General features: G+C 41.3%; 17 protein-coding genes. 8 read left to right on the top strand and 9 right to left on the bottom strand.

The window, feature by feature from the left end:
- Positions 1–34 precede the first annotated feature (34 nt).
- The 6 genes from MNQ98_RS05155 to MNQ98_RS05130 form a co-directional block, all read right to left on the bottom strand.
- Positions 35–445, bottom strand: coding sequence for a YjdF family protein (locus MNQ98_RS05155; protein WP_241932217.1), 411 nt, complete (start codon positions 443–445; stop codon positions 35–37).
- A 299-nt stretch (positions 446–744) separates the two neighbouring features.
- A complete protein-coding gene (locus MNQ98_RS05150; RefSeq protein WP_241932216.1) occupies positions 745–1620 on the bottom strand; it encodes a radical SAM/SPASM domain-containing protein in 876 nt (291 codons plus the stop codon).
- A gap of 419 nt (positions 1621–2039) precedes the next feature.
- Complete coding sequence (locus MNQ98_RS05145; RefSeq protein WP_208915682.1) at positions 2040–2258, bottom strand: hypothetical protein; 219 nt, start codon at positions 2256–2258, stop codon at positions 2040–2042.
- 94 nt (positions 2259–2352) lie between these two features.
- Complete coding sequence (gene truA / locus MNQ98_RS05140; RefSeq protein WP_241932215.1) at positions 2353–3090, bottom strand: tRNA pseudouridine(38-40) synthase TruA; 738 nt, start codon at positions 3088–3090, stop codon at positions 2353–2355.
- 27 nt (positions 3091–3117) lie between these two features.
- Entirely contained in the window at positions 3118–3525 is a 408-nt protein-coding gene (locus tag MNQ98_RS05135; protein ID WP_241932214.1) for a MarR family winged helix-turn-helix transcriptional regulator, read from the bottom strand.
- On the bottom strand, positions 3507–5804 hold the full coding sequence (locus MNQ98_RS05130) for an ATP-binding cassette domain-containing protein (protein WP_241932213.1): 2298 nt from the start codon (positions 5802–5804) through the stop codon (positions 3507–3509). Before MNQ98_RS05130 ends, MNQ98_RS05135 begins: the two co-directional genes overlap by 19 nt.
- Before the next feature lie 282 nt (positions 5805–6086).
- On the opposite strand from MNQ98_RS05130, the gene MNQ98_RS05125 reads away from it, so the two are divergent.
- From MNQ98_RS05125 to MNQ98_RS05105, 5 genes are all read left to right on the top strand, one after another.
- Positions 6087–7109: an ABC transporter substrate-binding protein gene (locus MNQ98_RS05125; RefSeq protein WP_241932212.1), complete on the top strand. Its 1023-nt coding sequence runs from the start codon at positions 6087–6089 to the stop codon at positions 7107–7109.
- A 22-nt stretch (positions 7110–7131) separates the two neighbouring features.
- Positions 7132–8238, top strand: a complete 1107-nt coding sequence (locus MNQ98_RS05120) for an ABC transporter ATP-binding protein (protein WP_241932211.1) — start codon at positions 7132–7134, stop codon at positions 8236–8238.
- Complete coding sequence (locus tag MNQ98_RS05115; protein ID WP_241932210.1) at positions 8235–9890, top strand: ABC transporter permease; 1656 nt, start codon at positions 8235–8237, stop codon at positions 9888–9890. The genes MNQ98_RS05120 and MNQ98_RS05115 overlap by 4 nt, the downstream gene beginning before the upstream one ends.
- Positions 9891–10106: 216 nt before the next feature.
- Positions 10107–11807, top strand: a complete 1701-nt coding sequence (locus tag MNQ98_RS05110; protein ID WP_241932209.1) for a sensor histidine kinase — start codon at positions 10107–10109, stop codon at positions 11805–11807.
- Positions 11800–12588, top strand: a complete 789-nt coding sequence (locus tag MNQ98_RS05105; RefSeq protein WP_241932208.1) for a response regulator transcription factor — start codon at positions 11800–11802, stop codon at positions 12586–12588. Before MNQ98_RS05110 ends, MNQ98_RS05105 begins: the two co-directional genes overlap by 8 nt.
- 224 nt (positions 12589–12812) lie before the next feature.
- Here the strand turns inward: MNQ98_RS05105 and MNQ98_RS05100 are convergent, their stop codons facing one another.
- Positions 12813–13463, bottom strand: a complete 651-nt coding sequence (locus tag MNQ98_RS05100) for a Vat family streptogramin A O-acetyltransferase (protein ID WP_241932207.1) — start codon at positions 13461–13463, stop codon at positions 12813–12815.
- 544 nt (positions 13464–14007) lie between these two features.
- Between MNQ98_RS05100 and MNQ98_RS05095 the strand changes: the two genes are divergently transcribed.
- From MNQ98_RS05095 to clpP, 3 genes are read left to right on the top strand one after another with little or no spacing between them, the layout of a single operon-like run.
- Entirely contained in the window at positions 14008–14424 is a 417-nt protein-coding gene (locus MNQ98_RS05095; RefSeq protein WP_208915691.1) for a MerR family transcriptional regulator, read from the top strand.
- Complete coding sequence (locus MNQ98_RS05090) at positions 14421–14933, top strand: hypothetical protein (RefSeq protein ID WP_241932206.1); 513 nt, start codon at positions 14421–14423, stop codon at positions 14931–14933. Before MNQ98_RS05095 ends, MNQ98_RS05090 begins: the two co-directional genes overlap by 4 nt.
- 19 nt (positions 14934–14952) lie before the next feature.
- Complete coding sequence (gene clpP, locus MNQ98_RS05085; RefSeq protein WP_241932205.1) at positions 14953–15537, top strand: ATP-dependent Clp endopeptidase proteolytic subunit ClpP; 585 nt, start codon at positions 14953–14955, stop codon at positions 15535–15537.
- A gap of 189 nt (positions 15538–15726) precedes the next feature.
- Here clpP and rsgA read toward each other — a convergent pair whose 3' ends face one another.
- Both rsgA and MNQ98_RS05075 read right to left on the bottom strand, forming a co-directional pair.
- Entirely contained in the window at positions 15727–16272 is a 546-nt protein-coding gene (rsgA, locus tag MNQ98_RS05080) for a ribosome small subunit-dependent GTPase A (RefSeq protein ID WP_241932204.1), read from the bottom strand.
- Between the two features lie 536 nt (positions 16273–16808).
- Positions 16809–18662 (bottom strand): hypothetical protein, encoded by a 1854-nt coding sequence (locus MNQ98_RS05075; protein WP_241932203.1) that lies wholly within the window; start codon positions 18660–18662, stop codon positions 16809–16811.
- Positions 18663–18665: the final 3 nt, after the last annotated feature.

The raw sequence follows: 18665 nt of genomic DNA, 5'->3' as shown, positions 1-18665 counted from the left end.
TAATTCTATATCCGCTAATACATCGCTATCCAAATTATTTACCACGATGCTTAGCTTTCGCTTTTTGAACTCTTAACTCTCTTTTTCGTTCCTTCATTTCATCTCTTTGCTGACGAGTATACACTTGTTTCTCTTTTTTTCTCTTCTCATACTCCAATTTCAAAGCTTCTTGTGCATATGAAGAAATTCCTTTCATACTTAGCTCGTGAGCCACCTGTCTTGCTAAACGCTTGGGATTAACCCTTCGGTCACTAGTTGTGGTAATATCCACATCTTGTGATAATTTACTTATGAGTTCACAAAGATCCTTATGGATGAACGCGAGAATTTCGTCATCCTTTGGTTCAGGCCCAAAAATATATCTGCCTGCTTTTAACTTGCCGTTATCATTCTCCTCTACAACACCTACCCAAAATTGACCATCAAAATAGACAGTCAGTTTCATACAAACTCCCCCTCTAACGTATTACGAGTACGATGGACATCCCGAGGGGGGAAGGTTACTGACACGGACACAATGATGACCATGTGTTCGGACTACCAACCGAACCGTGTTTTTTCGTTCCCGTTGTAATATTTCTAGCTTATATCATACCATTAATTACCTTTAATTTCCATGATTACACTACCCAAACAACATTCCATTAAGAATAAAATGCGTTCAATATAAAAGACGCTGGATAACAAATCCCAGCGTCTTCATTCTATTTCAACTTATAAGTTTTCAATCCCAATCAACAAACATTACGCTCCAAATCTCTGGCGATATCCACATCTTCTACATAGTTCCTCGACAGCTTCCCTGCGGGAAAATCCGTCAACGAGGTTATTCGCCCGCTCGCCATCGACGATATCAGAAAATGATGTCTGATGAATATTGCCTAGATTAATTACCCCTTCACCATCTAGACAACATGGTACAACAGTTCCGTCCACAAGAATGGCCGCTTGGCTGCGAAGTGCATGGCAAAAGCCTTTACCTTCATCCTCAGGTGCTGTCATACTAGGCCACTGGAATTCATGATCTTGGTTCAAATAGACGTTGTTGGAGACTCTCACCCCTCCGCCTGGCACTACCTTTTCTTCGATCTTGTAATCTAGGCCAAATTCTTTCTCTATGATTTCGAGTGTCTCGCGGTTTCTACTCTTTTCAATGTTTGTTGCGTTGTCCTGCGTCAAATTCCACAGACGGAATGAGAAGATGACATTATGCTCCTCCGCTTCACGGACAAAGGAGAGGATTTCCCTTAAATATCCTTCGCGGTTGGTTGATCCCTCATGACCGTCAAAGCTGTGAAGCGAAAAGTTCATCTGTCTCAGCGCAGGCTTTCCAAGCAGCTTATGCCGATTTTTCGCGATCAATGTTCCGTTTGTTGTGATATTGACCTTAAAGCCTTTCTCGTGGCTGATATCTAGTAGCTCATCGATCTTAGGATGGAGAAGCGGTTCCCCTTTGACGTGTAGATAAATGTAATTAGTGTGCGGTTTGATCTCATCCAACCTCTTCGAAAAGTCATCCACCTTAATAAAATTTGCCTTACGCTCCGTTGGCGGGCAAAAGGTGCAGGCGAGATTGCAGATGCTTGTAATTTCTATATAAACTTTTTTAAATGATTTCAAGATTTTATCTCCATTCCAGTGTCATGATTGTACGATACTTATTTGCTTGATTATACCCCACATCGTAACATAGGAGGGTTTTTACAGCTACAGCTAATGGGGCAGCGATATATATATTTTTCCAATTTTCTCCACATGACAAAAAAGAACAAGAACGTTCTTACGAAACGCTCCTGTTCTTTTTGATAAAATGACCCCTTGGATAATAGCTCTACAGTTGTCCGATACCATGATGATTTCATGAGAATATATAATAATCTAGGCCATCGGCTCAGACGGTTCCGACAGACTGTCATAATACGCTTGCAAGTCAATCGACTGCCCGCCGTGCACAGTCAAACCTAACAAAAAATCGAGGGCACCGGATTTTCCGGGCCCCCTGATTTTTACTCGCCAGTATATGGTAGTGCTAGCGCTGTTTATTCTGAATCGCTGTCTTCATCTCCAACAGCCTCGCCAGCTTTGTTACCCAATGCTGCGCCTGCGATGCCACCTGCAATAGTGCCAATTGGACCCAATACGGAACCCACAGCAGCACCCACGACACCGCCGCCTGCAGTTCCTACAGCTTCTCCAGCGTCAACATCCATGGTCGTGTCGCGGTCAGAATCAACGTTTTGATCTTTTTTATTAGCCATCCATCTCACTCCCTCGTCATTGTGATAGGAAGCGCTGCTTCTTGCCAAGCGCAGTTCCAAATCATATCTTGCCCTAACGGATCTGAAAGGATTCTTAAAAATTAATCTTTTCCAAGTAAAGTCCACATGCATCCGCCATTCCACCCGTCTGCACTCGTTCTTTGGAGAGTAAAATGGTCGGTATTTCTTCTGCTTCTTTTTCACCTAATCCGATCTCGATCAACGTTCCAATCATTTTTCGAACCATATTATACAGAAATCCGTTTCCACTTACTCGAAATTGGATAAAGCCTTCTACTTCTTCTACATCCAGCGAGTATATTTTTCGTACCGTATCTTTTTTCTTAGACTTGGCGTTGGAATAAGCCGTAAAATCGTGTTCACCGATAAAATACTGGCATGCACTTTTCATTTTTTCGATATCCAGCTTTTTCCCAACATGCATACTGTACTTTCTCATGAAAGGATGGCTATACGCTTCGTTCCAAATCTTGTACAAATACGTTTTATCTTTCGCGTTATAACGAGCGTGAAAACGGTCATCCACTAGCTCAACTTCCGTAATGCTAATATCCGGTGGTAAATAATGATTCAAAAAATTCATGATTTTAGATTCAGGCATATTGTCACTGATCTTAAAATTGGCTACTTGCGCAAGAGCATGGACCCCCGCATCTGTTCTACTGGACCCAATGATTTCAATGGATTGACCTACCATGACGGATAAGGCATTTTCGATTTTCCCTTGAATGGTATTCTCACTATCACCCAGACGCTGCCAGCCCTTATAACGCCCGCCATCATATTGTATGGTCAATTTATAATTATTCATTGTTTACTCCCTTTTCCTTTTACTTTATTATGAATCCGTGATTTTTTTGCACAACTGTATAAAACAATGTAATTCTTCTTCTGTCAACGCACTCTCAATTAAATTCATGATTTCGTTTCTAAATTTCTCCGATTTTAAAAGAAAATTCTTACCATCAGGAGTAATAAAAATGTCATAGGCTCGCCGGTCCGTTTCCTGACGTTCTTGTATAATGTATTTTTTCTCTAAAAGCCTTTTCGTTAACTTAGACATTCCAGCTTGTGAAATCCCACGAATCTCTGCTAACTCTTTAGTTGTTTTAGAGCCTTGTTTATCTAAAATGTCCAATACATTATACTGAGCCGTAGTAACACCCTCAATGTTAAGACGATTAATATTATTGATAATCATACATTGAAAAGGAATATAATATTTTTCTAGTTCTTTTTTTGCCATGCATATTTCCCTCCCTTTAGATATTTTTTTAAATATTGTCCTGTAATGGAGGCATTACAGTTTATTAGATCCTGTGCCGTTCCCTCAAATATTACTTCACCACCCTTTTGTCCTGCAAAGGGTCCTAAATCAATAATCCAATCTGCTTGACTAATAACATCCAGATTATGTTCTATCACAATTACGGTGCTGCCTTGTTCAGCAAGACGGTTCAAAATTTTAAGGAGCTGGGATATATCTGACATATGAAGTCCAGTGGTTGGTTCATCCAGCACATATATATTCCCTTTACTTTCAAGTTCAGCGGCGAGTTTTACTCTTTGCAGTTCTCCGCCAGATAACGTATTTAGTGGTTGTCCAAGCGTGATATAGGTTATTCCTACATCTGCTAATCTATTTAAGGTTGCAGATATTTCTTTTTCGTAGAAAAAGTCTAAGGCTTCGTCAACTGTCATGTTTAAAACTTCGCTTATGCTTTTGTCACGCAATTTGTAAATTAGTACCTCATCTATAAATCGATTGCCCTGACAAACCTCACATGCACTTATAACTGTATCCATAAATGCCAAGTCTGTATATGTTACTCCTAAGCCCTTGCAGTTTGGACAGGCTCCTTGTGAATTAAAACTAAATAAAGCAGGCTTTACATCATTAGCTTTCGAAAACAACTCCCTTATGATATCGAATAATCCTGTAAAAGTAGCGATATTGGAACGTTTCGAAGCTTGGATTGGTTTCTGATCAATAAAAATCGTTTCAGGATAAAATTTGGGCAACACTTGATTGACTAACGTACTTTTTCCTGAACCTGCAACTCCAGTGACTACCGTCATAACCCCTTTAGGAATGTTCACATTAATATTTTTAAGATTATGCAAATGTGCATTTTTCAAAGACAGCCATTCGGCGGCTGGGGTTCTAATATTCTTTTTCAACTGGGTTTGATTGCATAAATATTTCCCCGTAAGTGTGTCTGCCTTTAGCAAACCATTCAAAGTACCTTGATACATGATTTTCCCACCATTTGTTCCAGCATGCGGTCCCATATCAATGATATGATCTGCAATTTCAATAACATCAGGATCATGCTCGACTATAAGAACGGTATTCCCTTTATCACGTAAAAGTTTTAATAAATCATTGATCTTATTTACATCATGAGGATGTAAACCAATGCTCGGTTCATCAAAAATATAAGTAAGATCCGTTAAGCTGCTTCCTAACTGCCGGACCATCTTTATCCGCTGTGATTCGCCGCCTGAAAGAGTTGACGTTTCGCGGCTTAAACTTAAATAACCTAGACCAATTGAAACTAAATGTTCCAACCGATTACTTATTGCCATGACCATGGTAACTGCTTTCGGGTCTTTAATGGCATTGATAAAATCCAGCAGGTCCGTAATTTGCATGTCCACGCAATCCGCTATATTTTTATCATTTATTGTGCACTGCAAGACCTCATCATTTAATCTAGTACCGCCACAGAGAAGGCACGTTTCTTTACTGACAATACCAGCAATTTCTTTTTTATATTTGTTTGATTCTCCATCTTCTTTTTTTAAGAAACTTCTTTCAATTCGCGGTATAAGCCCTTCATAAAATGAAGTTTTTGGCCATTCCGGATCAGCGGTAGTTACTTTAATATCTGATTTGTATAAAAGCAACTCCAATTCTTCAGCTGTAAAGTCTTTAATTTTTTTGTCGTTATCAAAAAAGCCCGAGTGGATATATCTTTTTAATCTCCATCCTCCCGGTTCAAAGGTTGGAAATAAAATGGCTCCCTCAATGAGAGATTTTTTTTTATCCAACAGCCGCTCCATATTTATCGTATCGACTTTCCCTAATCCCTCGCATTTTGGACACATTCCAGAAGGATTATTAAATGAAAAAACATCGGAATAGCCAACAAAGGGCTGTCCTATCCGAGAAAACAATAATCTTAGTAATGAATTTATATCAGTGATCGTTCCAACCGTTGACCTTGCATTTCCTCCAATACGTTTTTGATCAATGATAATGGCAACAGATAAATTTTTAATAGCATCCACATTCGGCTGTCCATAATGCGGCAAGCGATGCCGAATAAAACTTGAATACGTTTCATTGAGCTGCCTTTGTGATTCTGCTGCAATGGTATCAAACACTAAAGATGATTTTCCTGAACCTGAAACTCCAGTAAAGACCGTTATTTTTTTCTTTGGGATTTTCACATCAATATTTTTAAGGTTTTTCTCTCTAGCTCCGACTACATGTATATATTCTTCCTCTTTCTTATCCATAAAATCACCTTTCAAACAACTTATATGCTTTACATTTTACATAACAGAGTAAATATATAACCAGGTTAATTATATTTAACAACTTTCTTTTTCTAAATGCAAACGTAATTTAGAATTCGTATATGCAGCCGCTTATAAATTATTTTCACTTCAGATCTCTCCTTACTCAAAAATAGGTTGCGAATTTTAGACGATGTTTGCGAATTATGGGATTCTGAAAACGGTACCATACTTGCTACAATAGACATGCAACGAAACAAACTTAGTTCAGGGGGAATAAAAATGAAAAGGTTTTCTATGTTGCTTATAGCTTGCATGTTAGTTGTAGGGGCGTTAAGCGGTTGTGGAAATGGTGAGTCAGATTCGGGTTCATCTAATAAACTTGTCGTCTACAGTCCGAATAGTGAAGAGATCATCAAGACCATCATTCCAATGTTCGAGAAGGAGACGGGGATTACAGTTGAACTTGTAACGGCTGGAACAGGCGAGATTGTTAAGCGTTTACAATCCGAGAAACAGAATCCTTATGCTGACGTTATGTTCGGTGGTTCCATGGCTGGTTACCGTGAAAATGCCGATCTATACGAGCCTTACGTGTCACCTGAAGACAAGAACTTAATTGAAGGTCATCGCAATACTTCGGGATTCGCTACCCCTTATATCTCAGATGGAAGTGTGTTACTCGTGAACAAAAACCTCATCGGCGATATTAAAATTGAAAGCTATGAGGATTTGCTCAACCCGCAGCTTAAAGGGAAAATTGCTTCTGCTGACCCAGCAAGCTCAAGCTCCGCTTTTGCACAGTTAACCAATATGCTGAAAGCGAAGGGCGGCGACTATGAGAATGATAAAGGCTGGGACTATGTTGGCAAATTGATCGAGAACCTAGACGGTAAAATTGCAAGCGGTTCCGGTGCCGTTCACAAAAGCGTTGCTGACGGTGAATATGTGGTTGGCCTAACTTACGAAGACCCTTCTAGCACTTATGTAAAGAACGGTGCTCCGGTAGAAGTTGTATATCCAACAGAAGGCGCAGTATTCCTGGATGCGGCATCCGCTATTATCAAAGATGCTCCGCACATGGACAATGCCAAGAAATTCATCGACTTCATTCTGTCTCAAGAAGCTCAAGATGCGTTTGGTACTCAATTAACGAACCGTCCGCTTCGCCAAGATACGAAGCTTGGTGATCACATGAAGCCATTGGCCGATATCAACATGATTGATGAAGACACAGACTATGTAAGTTCGCATAAATCCCAAATCGTTGAGCGTTACATCGATGTATTCACAAGCACCAAATAAACTATAAGAATAGGTGACAACTATGAGCGTAACAATAACCATTAAAGATTTAGTAAAAAAATATGGTGATGCAACCGTCATTCCTGAGTTGTCCCTGGAGATTAAGAAGGGTGAATTCTTCACCCTTCTCGGTCCTTCCGGGTGCGGCAAAACAACACTTCTGCGCATGATTGCTGGCTTTAATAGCATTGAAGGCGGAACGATTAACTTTAATGAGCGTGTCATTAATCAGGTCGAACCAGGTAAGCGAAACATCGGGATGGTGTTTCAGAGCTATGCCATCTTCCCTCACCTTACGGTTAAAGGAAATATCTCGTTCGGACTTGAGAATCGGAAATTATCCAAAGCTGAAATCAGCTCCAAAGTAGATGACATCTTGAAGGTCGTTCAAATCGAACAATACAAAGATCGCATGCCGAAGAATCTGTCCGGTGGTCAACAACAGCGCGTTGCATTAGCCAGAGCGATCGTCATACGGCCAGATGTGCTGCTGATGGACGAACCTCTATCCAACCTAGATGCCAAGCTTCGTGTCGACATGCGGAACGCGATTAAAGACATTCAAAGAGAAGTCGGGATTACAACCGTCTACGTAACGCACGATCAGGAAGAAGCTATGGCTGTATCCGATCGAATTGCAGTCATGAAATCAGGCGTGATTCAGCATCTCGGTACGCCACAAGAAATTTATCAACGTCCTGCGAATGTTTTCGTTGCTACCTTTATCGGCCGTACTAACATTATCGAAGGAAGCTTAACGCGAGAAGCAAGCAGCTATAACCTGCAGATCGGTTCAGGCTATTCGGAAGAAATCTCTAACATTCAAGTGCCGACATCGAATGCGCAGAATACTCTTAACGTTAAAATTTCGGTTCGCCCTGAAGAGTTCATCATGACCGAGGATCAAACAGGCCTGAAAGCGACTATTGTACACAGCGTATTCTTAGGACAGAACACCCATTATTTTGTGGATTTGGAGTCCGGTCAACGGGTTGAAATCACACAGGAATCGAAATCTACACAAATACTTGAACCTGGTGAAGTCATTTATCTGAAGGTGAAAAAAGAGAAGATTAATGTTTATGATGCTGCAGGTGAATTGAACTATACAAGGGGCGGTCAACTATGAGGGGGACGCGCAAACGATTTGATGTCTGGACCAACATTTCGTTACTGATCTTCGCTTTCTACATTCTTTTTCTGGCCCTGCCTTTATTTACGATGTTGTTCAAAAGCGTATACAACGGCACGACAGGCGACTTTTCATTCGCCTATTTCACAAAGTTTTTCAGTAAACCCTATTATTTAAATGCCCTGTTCAACAGTGTTAAAGTAACCGTCAGCGTAACATTACTTGCTGCCATCATCGCAACGCCGCTGGCCTATATCATGGCAACGGTTAAGATTAAAGGCAATTCAACCATTCGAGTGTTGATTCTGATCTCGTCGATGTCGGCCCCATTCATTGGAGCTTACTCCTGGATCCTGTTGTTAGGAAGAAGCGGCGTCATTACCAAATTCGTTAGTAACACATTTGGAATTACGATGCCTGATATATACGGTTTTACAGGTATAGTAGTGGTCTTAACCTTGCAGATGGTCCCTCTTATCTTCATGTATGTATCGGGGGCACTTAAGAATGTGGACCAATCGCTAATGGAAGCTGCAGAAAGCATGGGTTATAAGGGCCTCAGCAAAATGCGTAAAGTGCTGCTCCCGCTCATTACGCCAACCTTGCTTGCAGGCGGCCTGCTCGTATTCATGCGTGCACTCGCTGATTTTGGTACACCGATGCTGATTGGTGAAGGGTACAAGACAGTCCCTGTACTGATCTTTAACGAGTTTATCAGTGAGGTCGGCGGCGATGATGGCTTCGCTGCTGCGATCAGTGTCATTGTCGTTCTGTTTGCAACAACGATCTTCCTGCTTCAAAAATTCGTATCCAATCGTAAATCCTTTACGATGAGTGCGCTACATCCAATTGAATCCAAGAAGAAAAAGGGACTCGGCAACATTACGGCTCATGCCGTCATCTATCTGTATACTTTAATTGCGCTGTTGCCGCAACTATATGTCATCTATACTTCTTTCCTGAAATCGAACGGCAGAATCTTTGTAAAAGGGTTCTCGCTCCAAAGCTATCGGGATGCTTTCAATAATATTGGAGGCGTCATTACGAACACGTTCTTCCTGGCAATCGTGTCGCTTGTCGTCATTATCCTGTTAGCGATTCTGATCGCTTATGTAACCGTTCGAAGAAAGAATGCTTTAACGAACACGCTTGATATTTTCACGATGTTCCCTTATATCGTTCCCGGCTCCATTCTAGGGATTGCCTTATTGATCACGTTTAACAATAAGCCGCTGGCACTGAGCGGAACAGCCTTAATCATGATCATCTCGTTTGTCATTCGGCGTCTGCCTTATACGATTCGATCGAGTGCAGCCATTCTGCATCAGATTAACGATGGTATTGAAGAAGCAGCGATCAGCCTGGGAGCTTCCCAGATGAAGACGTTCTTCAAGATTACACTTCCGATGATGCTTGCAGGCGTAGTCTCCGGTGCGATCTTGAGCTGGATTACCATCATTACAGAATTAAGTACTTCGATCATCTTGTATACAGGCAAGACGAAGACCGTAACGGTTGCCATTTATACCGAGGTCATTCGCGGGAACTATGGCGTTGCGGCAGCACTGTCCACGATCCTTACCCTAATTACGGTAGTGTCGCTGCTCGTCTTCCTGAAGCTCTCTGGACAGAAAGAAGTTTCACTTTAAGAGAGGTAGTTCAAAAAGTCCGCTTTTGATCACGAAGTAATACAGAAAGTAACTCGGCATCGAATCTTGCGTTCACTCTCGAAGTTAATAGATTCATTTACATCCAAGTCGGTACCTGCAGCATTGAGGACCGGCTTGGATGTATTTGGATTATCTGCTATGAACAACGAGTAAGTATAATGTATAATGAAAGGCTTATCGTAAGTGGAGGGCAACATGGAACATAAAAAAAAGCGTAATTTCAAGGAATCAACCCGTCACTTATTTCGAATATATACGATTATCCCGTTTTCCATTTTAATCGTACTGTTCTTGGCCTTCACCATTATTAATGGCAGAATGAACCTGACCCAAAAAACAACCGAAGCTGCCCAATCCATTAGTCAGTCCATGGCAGGCGTATTTCAGCAATACTACGAAGAGATTAATCAGATGGCCGTCTCCCCTACTGTTATGAACTATGTGAGCACACATTTGGGCAGTGATAAAGTGTATTCCCAGTTTTATGATTTCAACAATCATCAGAAGGTCAAGAGTATTTTCCATATCGTCAATACGGAAGGCATCTTCCTGGCTAGTTCCGCTCCGCCAGATGAACTGTATTCCAACTTTGCTTTTGGCAATCTTATTAATCGGATTGATCAGAGGCCAAGCGACACGCTGACCGAAATGAATAGCTTCCGTTATTCGCATGATCGCGATACGAGCTATACGTTTGGCAAAGCCATCGTAAAGGACAAGCAGACGATAGGTTATATCATCTACCAACTGTACGAATCAGACATCCAGAAAGTTATTTTTGAACAAAATAATGAGATCGCCATGATCACCGATGAACATAACACCATTATTGCCACAACTAGCAATGTTACCAAAGGTGTTCTGAACAAATTCAGCCCTAAGCTTGATAAGCAGGGGCATGTTCTGTTGAACGATGGCAAGTACTACATGTATTCCAAGCGAATACCTGACACGCCTATTCAAGTCATCGCGCTCAATTCCTACAAATCAGAGCAATACACCTACTATACGGTGTCTTTCTTTGTTATTGCTGCCAGCCTACTGCTATGGATCATGATTCAGTTCCTGGCGAACAAAATGTCCACGCGCAATTCCGAATCGATCGATAAATTAATTCATGCGTTGGCACAGCTGCGCGAAGGGAATTTCAATGGCTATGTCGATATTCAGACGAATGACGAGTTTGAAATTCTAGGTGATGAGTACAATGTGATGCTTGATCGATTAAAGGATCTGATGGAGAAAAATAAAGAGCTGTTAGAGCTCCGCACCATTATTGAGATTAAGCAGCTGCAATCACAGTTCCATCCGCATTTTATATTCAATGTACTGGAAACACTGCGCTATGCAATTAAGATTGACGCGAATCAAGCGCAGGAAATCGTCATGATTCTATCCAGACTACTTAGATACAGCATCGGACATGATCGCAGTGTTCAGCTGAAAGATGATATGAATTATGTACGTGATTACCTGAAGTTGCAGCAAATTCGTTTCAATGAACGACTGGAGTATCGGATTTCAGTAGCGGAGGAAACCCAAGATGTATATGTCCCTAAGCTTCTGCTTCAACCGATTATCGAAAACGCTATCAAGTATGGCTATCGAAATCAAACCAATGTGCTTATTGAGATTAGGATCTACACATCCACAGGAAAGCTGATTCTGGAGGTTCTCGACAACGGGCCAGGCATGAGTGAAGAAACGTTGCAGGAAGTTAATCAGATTTTGCAAAGTCAGACAAACGTTACACAGCATATCGGGCTATACAACGTTCATCGTCGTTTAGTGCTTCTATATGGTGAAGAATCCGGCATCCACATTGACAGCACGCAAGGAAAAGGCACCTGTGTGACACTTACAATTCCTTACGAATGGAGTGGACATCATGTTTAAAGTTCTGCTTGTTGAAGATGAAGATATGATTCGCAGGGGGATACGATTCAGCATTGATTGGCTTAAATACGATTGTATCGTCATTGAAGAAGCGCTTAACGGGCAAGATGGCTATGAGAAAATCTGCGAGCTTAAACCGGATATTGTCATATCGGATATCAACATGCCGATTATGGATGGCATCTCGATGATTCGAGAGGGGCTGCAGATGCATACCTTCAGCAGCATTATTATTTCCGGCTATAATGAATTTCATCTTGCCAAGCAAGCACTCCAGTTAGGCGTAACTGAGTTTTTAGTGAAGCCATTAGAGGATGATCAGTTGGTTACAGCACTGGAATCTGCCAAAGCAAAAGTGGATTTAATACGCAAATATGAAATCATCTCTAATCATCCGCAAGAAAAAGAAGAAATTATAAACAGCAAATTTTTAGAGAAAGAAACAAAAACATCTAAATACGTATCCAAAATGATCGCCTATGTACAGGAGAACTATGCAAAGAAAGTCAGCATCCATGACCTCGTTGAGGAGCTTGGCTTAAGCGCCTATTACTTGAACCAAAAATTCAAGGCAGAGACAAGCTATACGTTCAATGAGTTTCTCAACCGCTATCGCATCCAAAAATCGATAGATTTACTGAAATCAAAGGATAACAAAGTATATACAATCGCTCAAGATATCGGCTTTAGTGACTACAAGTATTTTATTAGTATCTTCAAAAAGTACGCCCACGTTACGCCAAGCCAATATCAAGAGTATTTTGAGGACAAGAACTTATAACATCATAATAACTTGTAGGGGTCAGTTCCCTAAATCAACATAAAACGATAATAGACCCAACAAAAAGAGGGGTTTTGTGTCCCCTCTTTGCTATAACCGCCAATACATCTCAACTATTAGTCTTTCTTAAGTAACAATGAGCAAACACTCCACATGTGTTGAGACGGTCAATGGGATATTAAAAATAAGCCCATTTGCAAGAGCGTGACCTACTATTAATTATATTATTCCTCATTCAATAGCTTCTTTAATGTGGAAATATCGTTACTCGAAACTAGTTGCTCAAGATTTTCAAATATTTTTTTCTCATCCCAGTTCCACCATTGAAGCTCCAACAATAATTTAATCGTCTCATCACTGAAACGCTTCTTAATAGCATTTGCAGGATTGCCACCAACAATTGTATATGGTTCAACGTTTTTCACAACAGTTGAGTTCGCAGCAACAATTGCCCCGTCGCCAACTCTTACCCCCGGCATAATCGTGACATGTTGTCCCAGCCATACATCATTACCAATCAAAGTATCGCCTTTGAAAGGCAATTGTTCTTTCGTTGGAGTGACCTTTTCCCAGCCTCCAGCAAAAATATTGAAGGGATATGTTGTAAAACCATCCATCTGATGATTAGCACCATTCATAATAAAATTAACCCCTTCAGCCATGGCACAGAACTTACCGATAATCAGTTTATCGCCTAAAAAGTCATAATGATGCTGAATATTGTCATAGAAATTCTCTGGTGAGGTTGTATTGTCACTGTAATATGTATAATCGCCAATCTCAACGTTTGGTCTACTTGGTAAATTTTTAATGTAACAAACTGTTCTAATATTTTCATTTGGATAAAGCTTATTTTTATCCGGAGCTAGCGTCATACTTATACTTCCTCTCTAATACGTTATTTAACCTTCCCCTTCAAATAGGTTTAACTGTTTTCTAACATAAGCATTTTGCATAAATCTAAACTCTTGCTGTGGACTTCGCCTCTGCAATTACAGAATATACTAACATGTACCTACACTGTAACTTCGACATTTTCCGACATACTCCTTTTTTAAACCCGACAACTTGAACTACTTACTTGGATTGAGGTAGTATTTTCTAATGCCCAAGCTGATTAGCAGCTCGGGCAATCCCTTGGTAAATGTGGCTCTAAATCACTACGTTCTCACCAGCGACACACAGCACTCCACATGTATGAGTTGCGTAAATAGACAGTCCTTCGATGTGGCAGTATTCGCTAATTATTGTTCATCTACCTCTCGGTACGATTTCACAGCTCACCTTAGGGTGGGCTTTTTTATTGAGTTGTAATTGTAATCAATGCACACTAAATTGACAATCGAATAACGTTACAGTAAACTGTAAACAATACACTATAGTGTAACAGTAACAGTTAAGTGTAATTGGAGGTGTGTCATGAATAGCTATACCGCTAAACAAATAGCAGAAGTTCTCCAACAAGACGACCCACGCATGAATTTGCGAACGGTAAGGTATTACACGCAGATTGGTATGGTACCGCCCCTTGAATTAGTCGGTAATAAGAGGGTCTACACGGATAATCACATTCACTACTTTCGAGCTATTATCACCTTATCAAGAACTGGCGAAACATTGGCCTCCATTCAGGAAACATTGAAGAAGCTTTCCTTGGAGGATATTGAAAAAATCAGTCAGCAAATGACACTGTATGAACCTAGCCGAATTATTGAAAACGAAACACTGAAAATAACGGATGATGTCATAATAACGATAAGCCCTCGGATTTCTGCAGAGTTAAAACAAAAAGTTATTGATTCGGTATCTCAGGCATTGAGGGGTGAAAATCAATGATACTTGAAATTAAATTAGCCAAGTCATTGATGGAGAACGAAGAAGGAATGAATCATTTATGGATACAGATACTTCGAGATGACAAAGTTGAATCTCAAAAATCGGAACTCGACATCCAGCTTCCGAATGGCGTTTATCGCTCACGTAACCTCAATGGTTATGTTGAGAATGAACAAGAACAAATTGTCCTTGATGTACAGGACAAAGAGGTTATGATAGAAATCTTCACCCAAGACGCAATTGCATGTGGTGAAGTGACAATTTCTGTGACCTTGTTTTCACGCGAAACCTCGGTATGCAAGAAAATTCCAATTCAATTAGTGAATGAAAATGAAATGGATCTGGTCAAGATTGACGAACAAGTTGTAGAACGAATTAAGGAATTAAGTAATACCAATATCCCATCCAACAGTGAAGAAACAAATATCGTATTCATTCAACCAAAGGTTTTGGAAACAAGGGATAATGAGTTTTCATACTTAGAAAAGAAATACCGTGTCGATTACTGAAAAGGATGGGAGCGTAACTATGAATCTAATTCCTTACGTTGTCGAACAATCCTCTAGGGGCGAAAGAGCCTACGATATTTACTCAAGGCTCTTGCAAGACCGAATCCTATTTGTTTCCGGCGAAATTACTGACGAGGTTGCAAACAGCGTTATAGCACAGCTTCTTTATTTAGATGCTACTGATTCGGAGAAGGATATAAACATGTATATTAACTCGCCAGGCGGCTCAATTACAGCAGGTATGGGGATTTATGATGCAATGCAGTTAGTGAAAGCTGACGTAACAACTCTATGTGTTGGTATGGCGGCTTCAATGGGTGCTTTTTTATTGGCAAACGGAGCAAAAGGAAAACGGCTTGCACTTCCTAATAGTGAAGTCATGATTCACCAACCTCTCGGCGGAGCACGAGGTCAAGCAACGGATATAGAAATAAGCGCCAAACGCATTATTCGATTGAGAAGTAAGATTAACCACATATTGGCTCAACAAACGGGTCAAGCACTTGAGAAAATTGAAAGAGATACCGACAGAGATAACTTTATGGACGCCCACGAAGCAAAGGCATACGGGCTAATTGACAAAGTCATTCATGTAGCTCAATAACGGGCAGATCGGTGGTGGAGTTTATTCGACCTATACCTGAAAACGACTCCCTATACAGGAGTCGTTTTCATCAATTGCCCTAGAGTTCCTTGCCAAAATAAATGGAATCTTCTATTAAACTCTTTGACAATTTCTCTCTCAATCATCGTAATTCCAATTTTTCATAAGCTTCCATCATATTTATCAGGTTCAGCGCTTACTTCTCTTGCTATACTTCTGCATGTATTCTTTTTTCTTTTCCTTCAATCGGCTCAATTCCTTTAGCTGAGTTAGATAGCGTTCATAACGCTCCCGTGATATCACTCCACTATCAATAGCTGATTGAAGCGCACAATCCGGCTCTGTTCTGTGAGTACAATTCGAAAATTTACATTGGGCGACAATATCCACGACATCTGTAAATACCGAATCAAGATCACCGTTCTCTGCCCACAATTGCAGTTCTTTCATACCCGGAGTATCCACGATCATACATCCCGAGTGATGAAAGAACAACTGTCTGTGAGTTGTTGTATGCTTGCCCTTGCCAGAATAATTACTTGTCTGATTCGTAGTCTGCACTTCCTGTTCAAGAAGGGAATTAAGCAAGGTAGATTTCCCAACGCCTGACGATCCGAGAAATACAATCGTTTTGCCTTCGACCATGTAATTCAAAATTGGATCAAGTCCAATTTTGTTAGCGGCACTTATTGGCAACACAAGTGAACCACCAGCTATTTCATTTACCTGAGACAAATACTCATCGGGCTTGTCGCACAAGTCAATCTTGTTGAGCAGAATGACTATTTCTAACTATACCACCTTCAATAACACCGTTCTTCATTTTTCTCCCCAGATATCGGGGCTTTCCTTGAGAAACAATTTTTCCTTTGTAGAACCATATGAATCAAGGCATGGTTTGACTCTTCAATGTGCTCTACCAGCACAAAATCTCCAACTACAGGATAATCTCTAAGGTGATTTGCTTTAAAACGAAATTTACCTGTAACCTTCGCTGTGAAATCCCCTTGCTCCGAAACAAGATGGTACCGATCATTATGCTGAGATACAACCTTTGCCGGTGTGTACTTATTATGTTTAGACGGTATCAATTGTTCAAAAAAGAATGAATCCCAGCCTATTGACTGCAATGATTTCATTGACATATCTACCTTCAAGTAGCCCTTTTTTTGCGCGCAAAAAGACCGCAGGCTATGTCTGCGGTCTACTTAATCCTTATTGGAGGGTAAAAAACCATAAAACCGGAACAGGATTCCATTACGATTATGGCCTCATTGCAGCGTAAGAACGATCTGATCCCCGGAACGGGTAATTTTGTAGATACCCTCCTGCATGTCAACGCCATAATGCTTTTTCAACAACCGCTTTGCGTCGGAATCCGTCTCCACAACGACCAGATAATCGTAGCCGCTCAGAAGATTGTCCATGTTGTCCTCATAGAACAACACAATCCCGTCCACTTTTGGGGCATACAAAAAATACTTCCCGACGTATTGCATGTAATAGTTCGTGACCTGCTGATCCCTGTCCGAGGCGTAGAAGAGATATCTGTGTTTATCCTCCTGGCCACCTTTGTACCACCGATCACCGGTAACCGCATAAATCTTGTGCGGAAGCGTCGTATCGTAGCTTTTGGCGATCGAGACGATACCATTGTATTCCGATAAAAGGATGGTGGCAGCAATAGCTATACAGGCTATAATTCCTTTTTGATAATAGCCTTTCGTCTCGAAACTCTTAAATGCACGATAATCGGGCACTTCACCTATTTTATAGTGGAATGAACGCTCCAGGTCTATCGTAGCGCACAGCACCAGCCCGCCGGCAAACAGCACCACTATGCTCGATACATAACGCTCAAAGCCAGCCAGCCTAATCGCCTCATCCAGCGGCATCGAGTAGAGGTACAGCGCCAGAATCCCTGCATAGTACAGTAACAGTACGATATCCAGAGCAATCAGTGCTTTCCACAAGTTCCACTTCTTCTTCAACACAACTACCGCAAATACAGAAGCTGCGATCGCTACAAGATGAAAGATAACAATCCCGATCACCGGCCGTGTCGTAAGGTCGGTACTAGATCTTAGAAATAGCGAAATAATCTCACGCATCTGCTCCGGAGTCTTTCCGATCTGCAGACCGGAGGCAGCAACATCGAACTTGTTATCTACCCCCTGGAACATCGTCGCCATTCGCCAGCTCCAGCCGAAGTAAGGAATTAGTGCGCCGCAGATCGTCCCCACCACAGCTAGCGCAGGTTTCCAACCGGACTTTTGCCCATGAGTTAGCCATGTATACACTAGAAAGATCAGGCCGATGGCCGCAAAAATAATGCCGGTGCTTTTAACGACCGTCAGCAACCCCACCAGCGGGAGAACGACAATGCATGCTCGCTTCATATCATTACGATACTGATAGACAACTGCCAAGATCGCTAGTGCATATATCGGGAGCAAGAAGTCCACCAACAGATTGGTGATGCGGATCGTAATATTGAAAAAAGAAAGCGTAGATAAGCCGAGTCCGAGAAAAGCATACAGAAGAAAGCGTTTCTTTTCGGAAACGATGCCGAACATGGCATAAAAACAGGAAAAGATAAGCAGCCCTTGCGCCAATAGCATAACGGATTGGGAATGTCCCGCGAAACGGCAGACATAATAGAGAAAAGACGAGACGCCAAGCGGATAATTTTTAAAATCAATGAGATTGGAGTCTGGCGTCGGAAAGGCGTCCGTACTTAACATCTGCTTCAAAACGATAGCCCAGTGGGAAAAATTATCGTAGTGCGTCAATTTGTTCTGGAAAAGCACCAGCAGAAAAATGAAGCTTCCTACGAGAAAACAAAGCTGGGATATGGAAAAGGAAATGCGGAATGAAGCCCCTTGGCGCAGCCAGAGAAACGCGATCACAACAAACGCAAGCAGGCCCAGGACCATAACGGCAAGGCTCCCCATAAAGAGCTGCCCTGCCAAACCGCTAAAAAAAACAATGCAGGCAATCGATGAGAACACGAATACAGGGATGAACTCCCATTGTAGTGAAAGTGTCTTCCGAACAATAAGCAAGTAACCAAGAAAGGAGAATACCAATAAAACTCCCATCAAAAGTTGAAGCATAATCAGCATCTC

It is taken from the genome of Paenibacillus sp. N3/727, assembly GCF_022637315.1.
GTDB classification, from domain to species: domain Bacteria; phylum Bacillota; class Bacilli; order Paenibacillales; family Paenibacillaceae; genus Paenibacillus_AQ; species Paenibacillus_AQ uliginis.
This window is presented reverse-complemented; position numbering and strand designations above follow the sequence as displayed.

Excerpts from the sequence above, each read along its gene's own strand:
- MNQ98_RS05155 (WP_241932217.1), bottom strand. The coding sequence starts at position 445 with ATGAAACTGACTGTCTATTTTGATGGTCAATTTTGGGTAGGTGTTGTA.
- MNQ98_RS05145 (WP_208915682.1), bottom strand. The coding sequence starts at position 2,258 with ATGGCTAATAAAAAAGATCAAAACGTTGATTCTGACCGCGACACGACC.
- truA (WP_241932215.1), bottom strand. The coding sequence starts at position 3,090 with ATGAATAATTATAAATTGACCATACAATATGATGGCGGGCGTTATAAG.
- MNQ98_RS05135 (WP_241932214.1), bottom strand. The coding sequence starts at position 3,525 with ATGGCAAAAAAAGAACTAGAAAAATATTATATTCCTTTTCAATGTATG.
- MNQ98_RS05130 (WP_241932213.1), bottom strand. The coding sequence starts at position 5,804 with ATGGATAAGAAAGAGGAAGAATATATACATGTAGTCGGAGCTAGAGAG.
- MNQ98_RS05125 (WP_241932212.1), top strand. The coding sequence starts at position 6,087 with ATGAAAAGGTTTTCTATGTTGCTTATAGCTTGCATGTTAGTTGTAGGG.
- MNQ98_RS05120 (WP_241932211.1), top strand. The coding sequence starts at position 7,132 with ATGAGCGTAACAATAACCATTAAAGATTTAGTAAAAAAATATGGTGAT.
- MNQ98_RS05115 (WP_241932210.1), top strand. The coding sequence starts at position 8,235 with ATGAGGGGGACGCGCAAACGATTTGATGTCTGGACCAACATTTCGTTA.
- MNQ98_RS05110 (WP_241932209.1), top strand. The coding sequence starts at position 10,107 with ATGGAACATAAAAAAAAGCGTAATTTCAAGGAATCAACCCGTCACTTA.
- MNQ98_RS05105 (WP_241932208.1), top strand. The coding sequence starts at position 11,800 with ATGTTTAAAGTTCTGCTTGTTGAAGATGAAGATATGATTCGCAGGGGG.
- MNQ98_RS05100 (WP_241932207.1), bottom strand. The coding sequence starts at position 13,463 with ATGACGCTAGCTCCGGATAAAAATAAGCTTTATCCAAATGAAAATATT.
- MNQ98_RS05095 (WP_208915691.1), top strand. The coding sequence starts at position 14,008 with ATGAATAGCTATACCGCTAAACAAATAGCAGAAGTTCTCCAACAAGAC.
- MNQ98_RS05090 (WP_241932206.1), top strand. The coding sequence starts at position 14,421 with ATGATACTTGAAATTAAATTAGCCAAGTCATTGATGGAGAACGAAGAA.
- clpP (WP_241932205.1), top strand. The coding sequence starts at position 14,953 with ATGAATCTAATTCCTTACGTTGTCGAACAATCCTCTAGGGGCGAAAGA.
- MNQ98_RS05075 (WP_241932203.1), bottom strand. The coding sequence starts at position 18,662 with ATGCTGATTATGCTTCAACTTTTGATGGGAGTTTTATTGGTATTCTCC.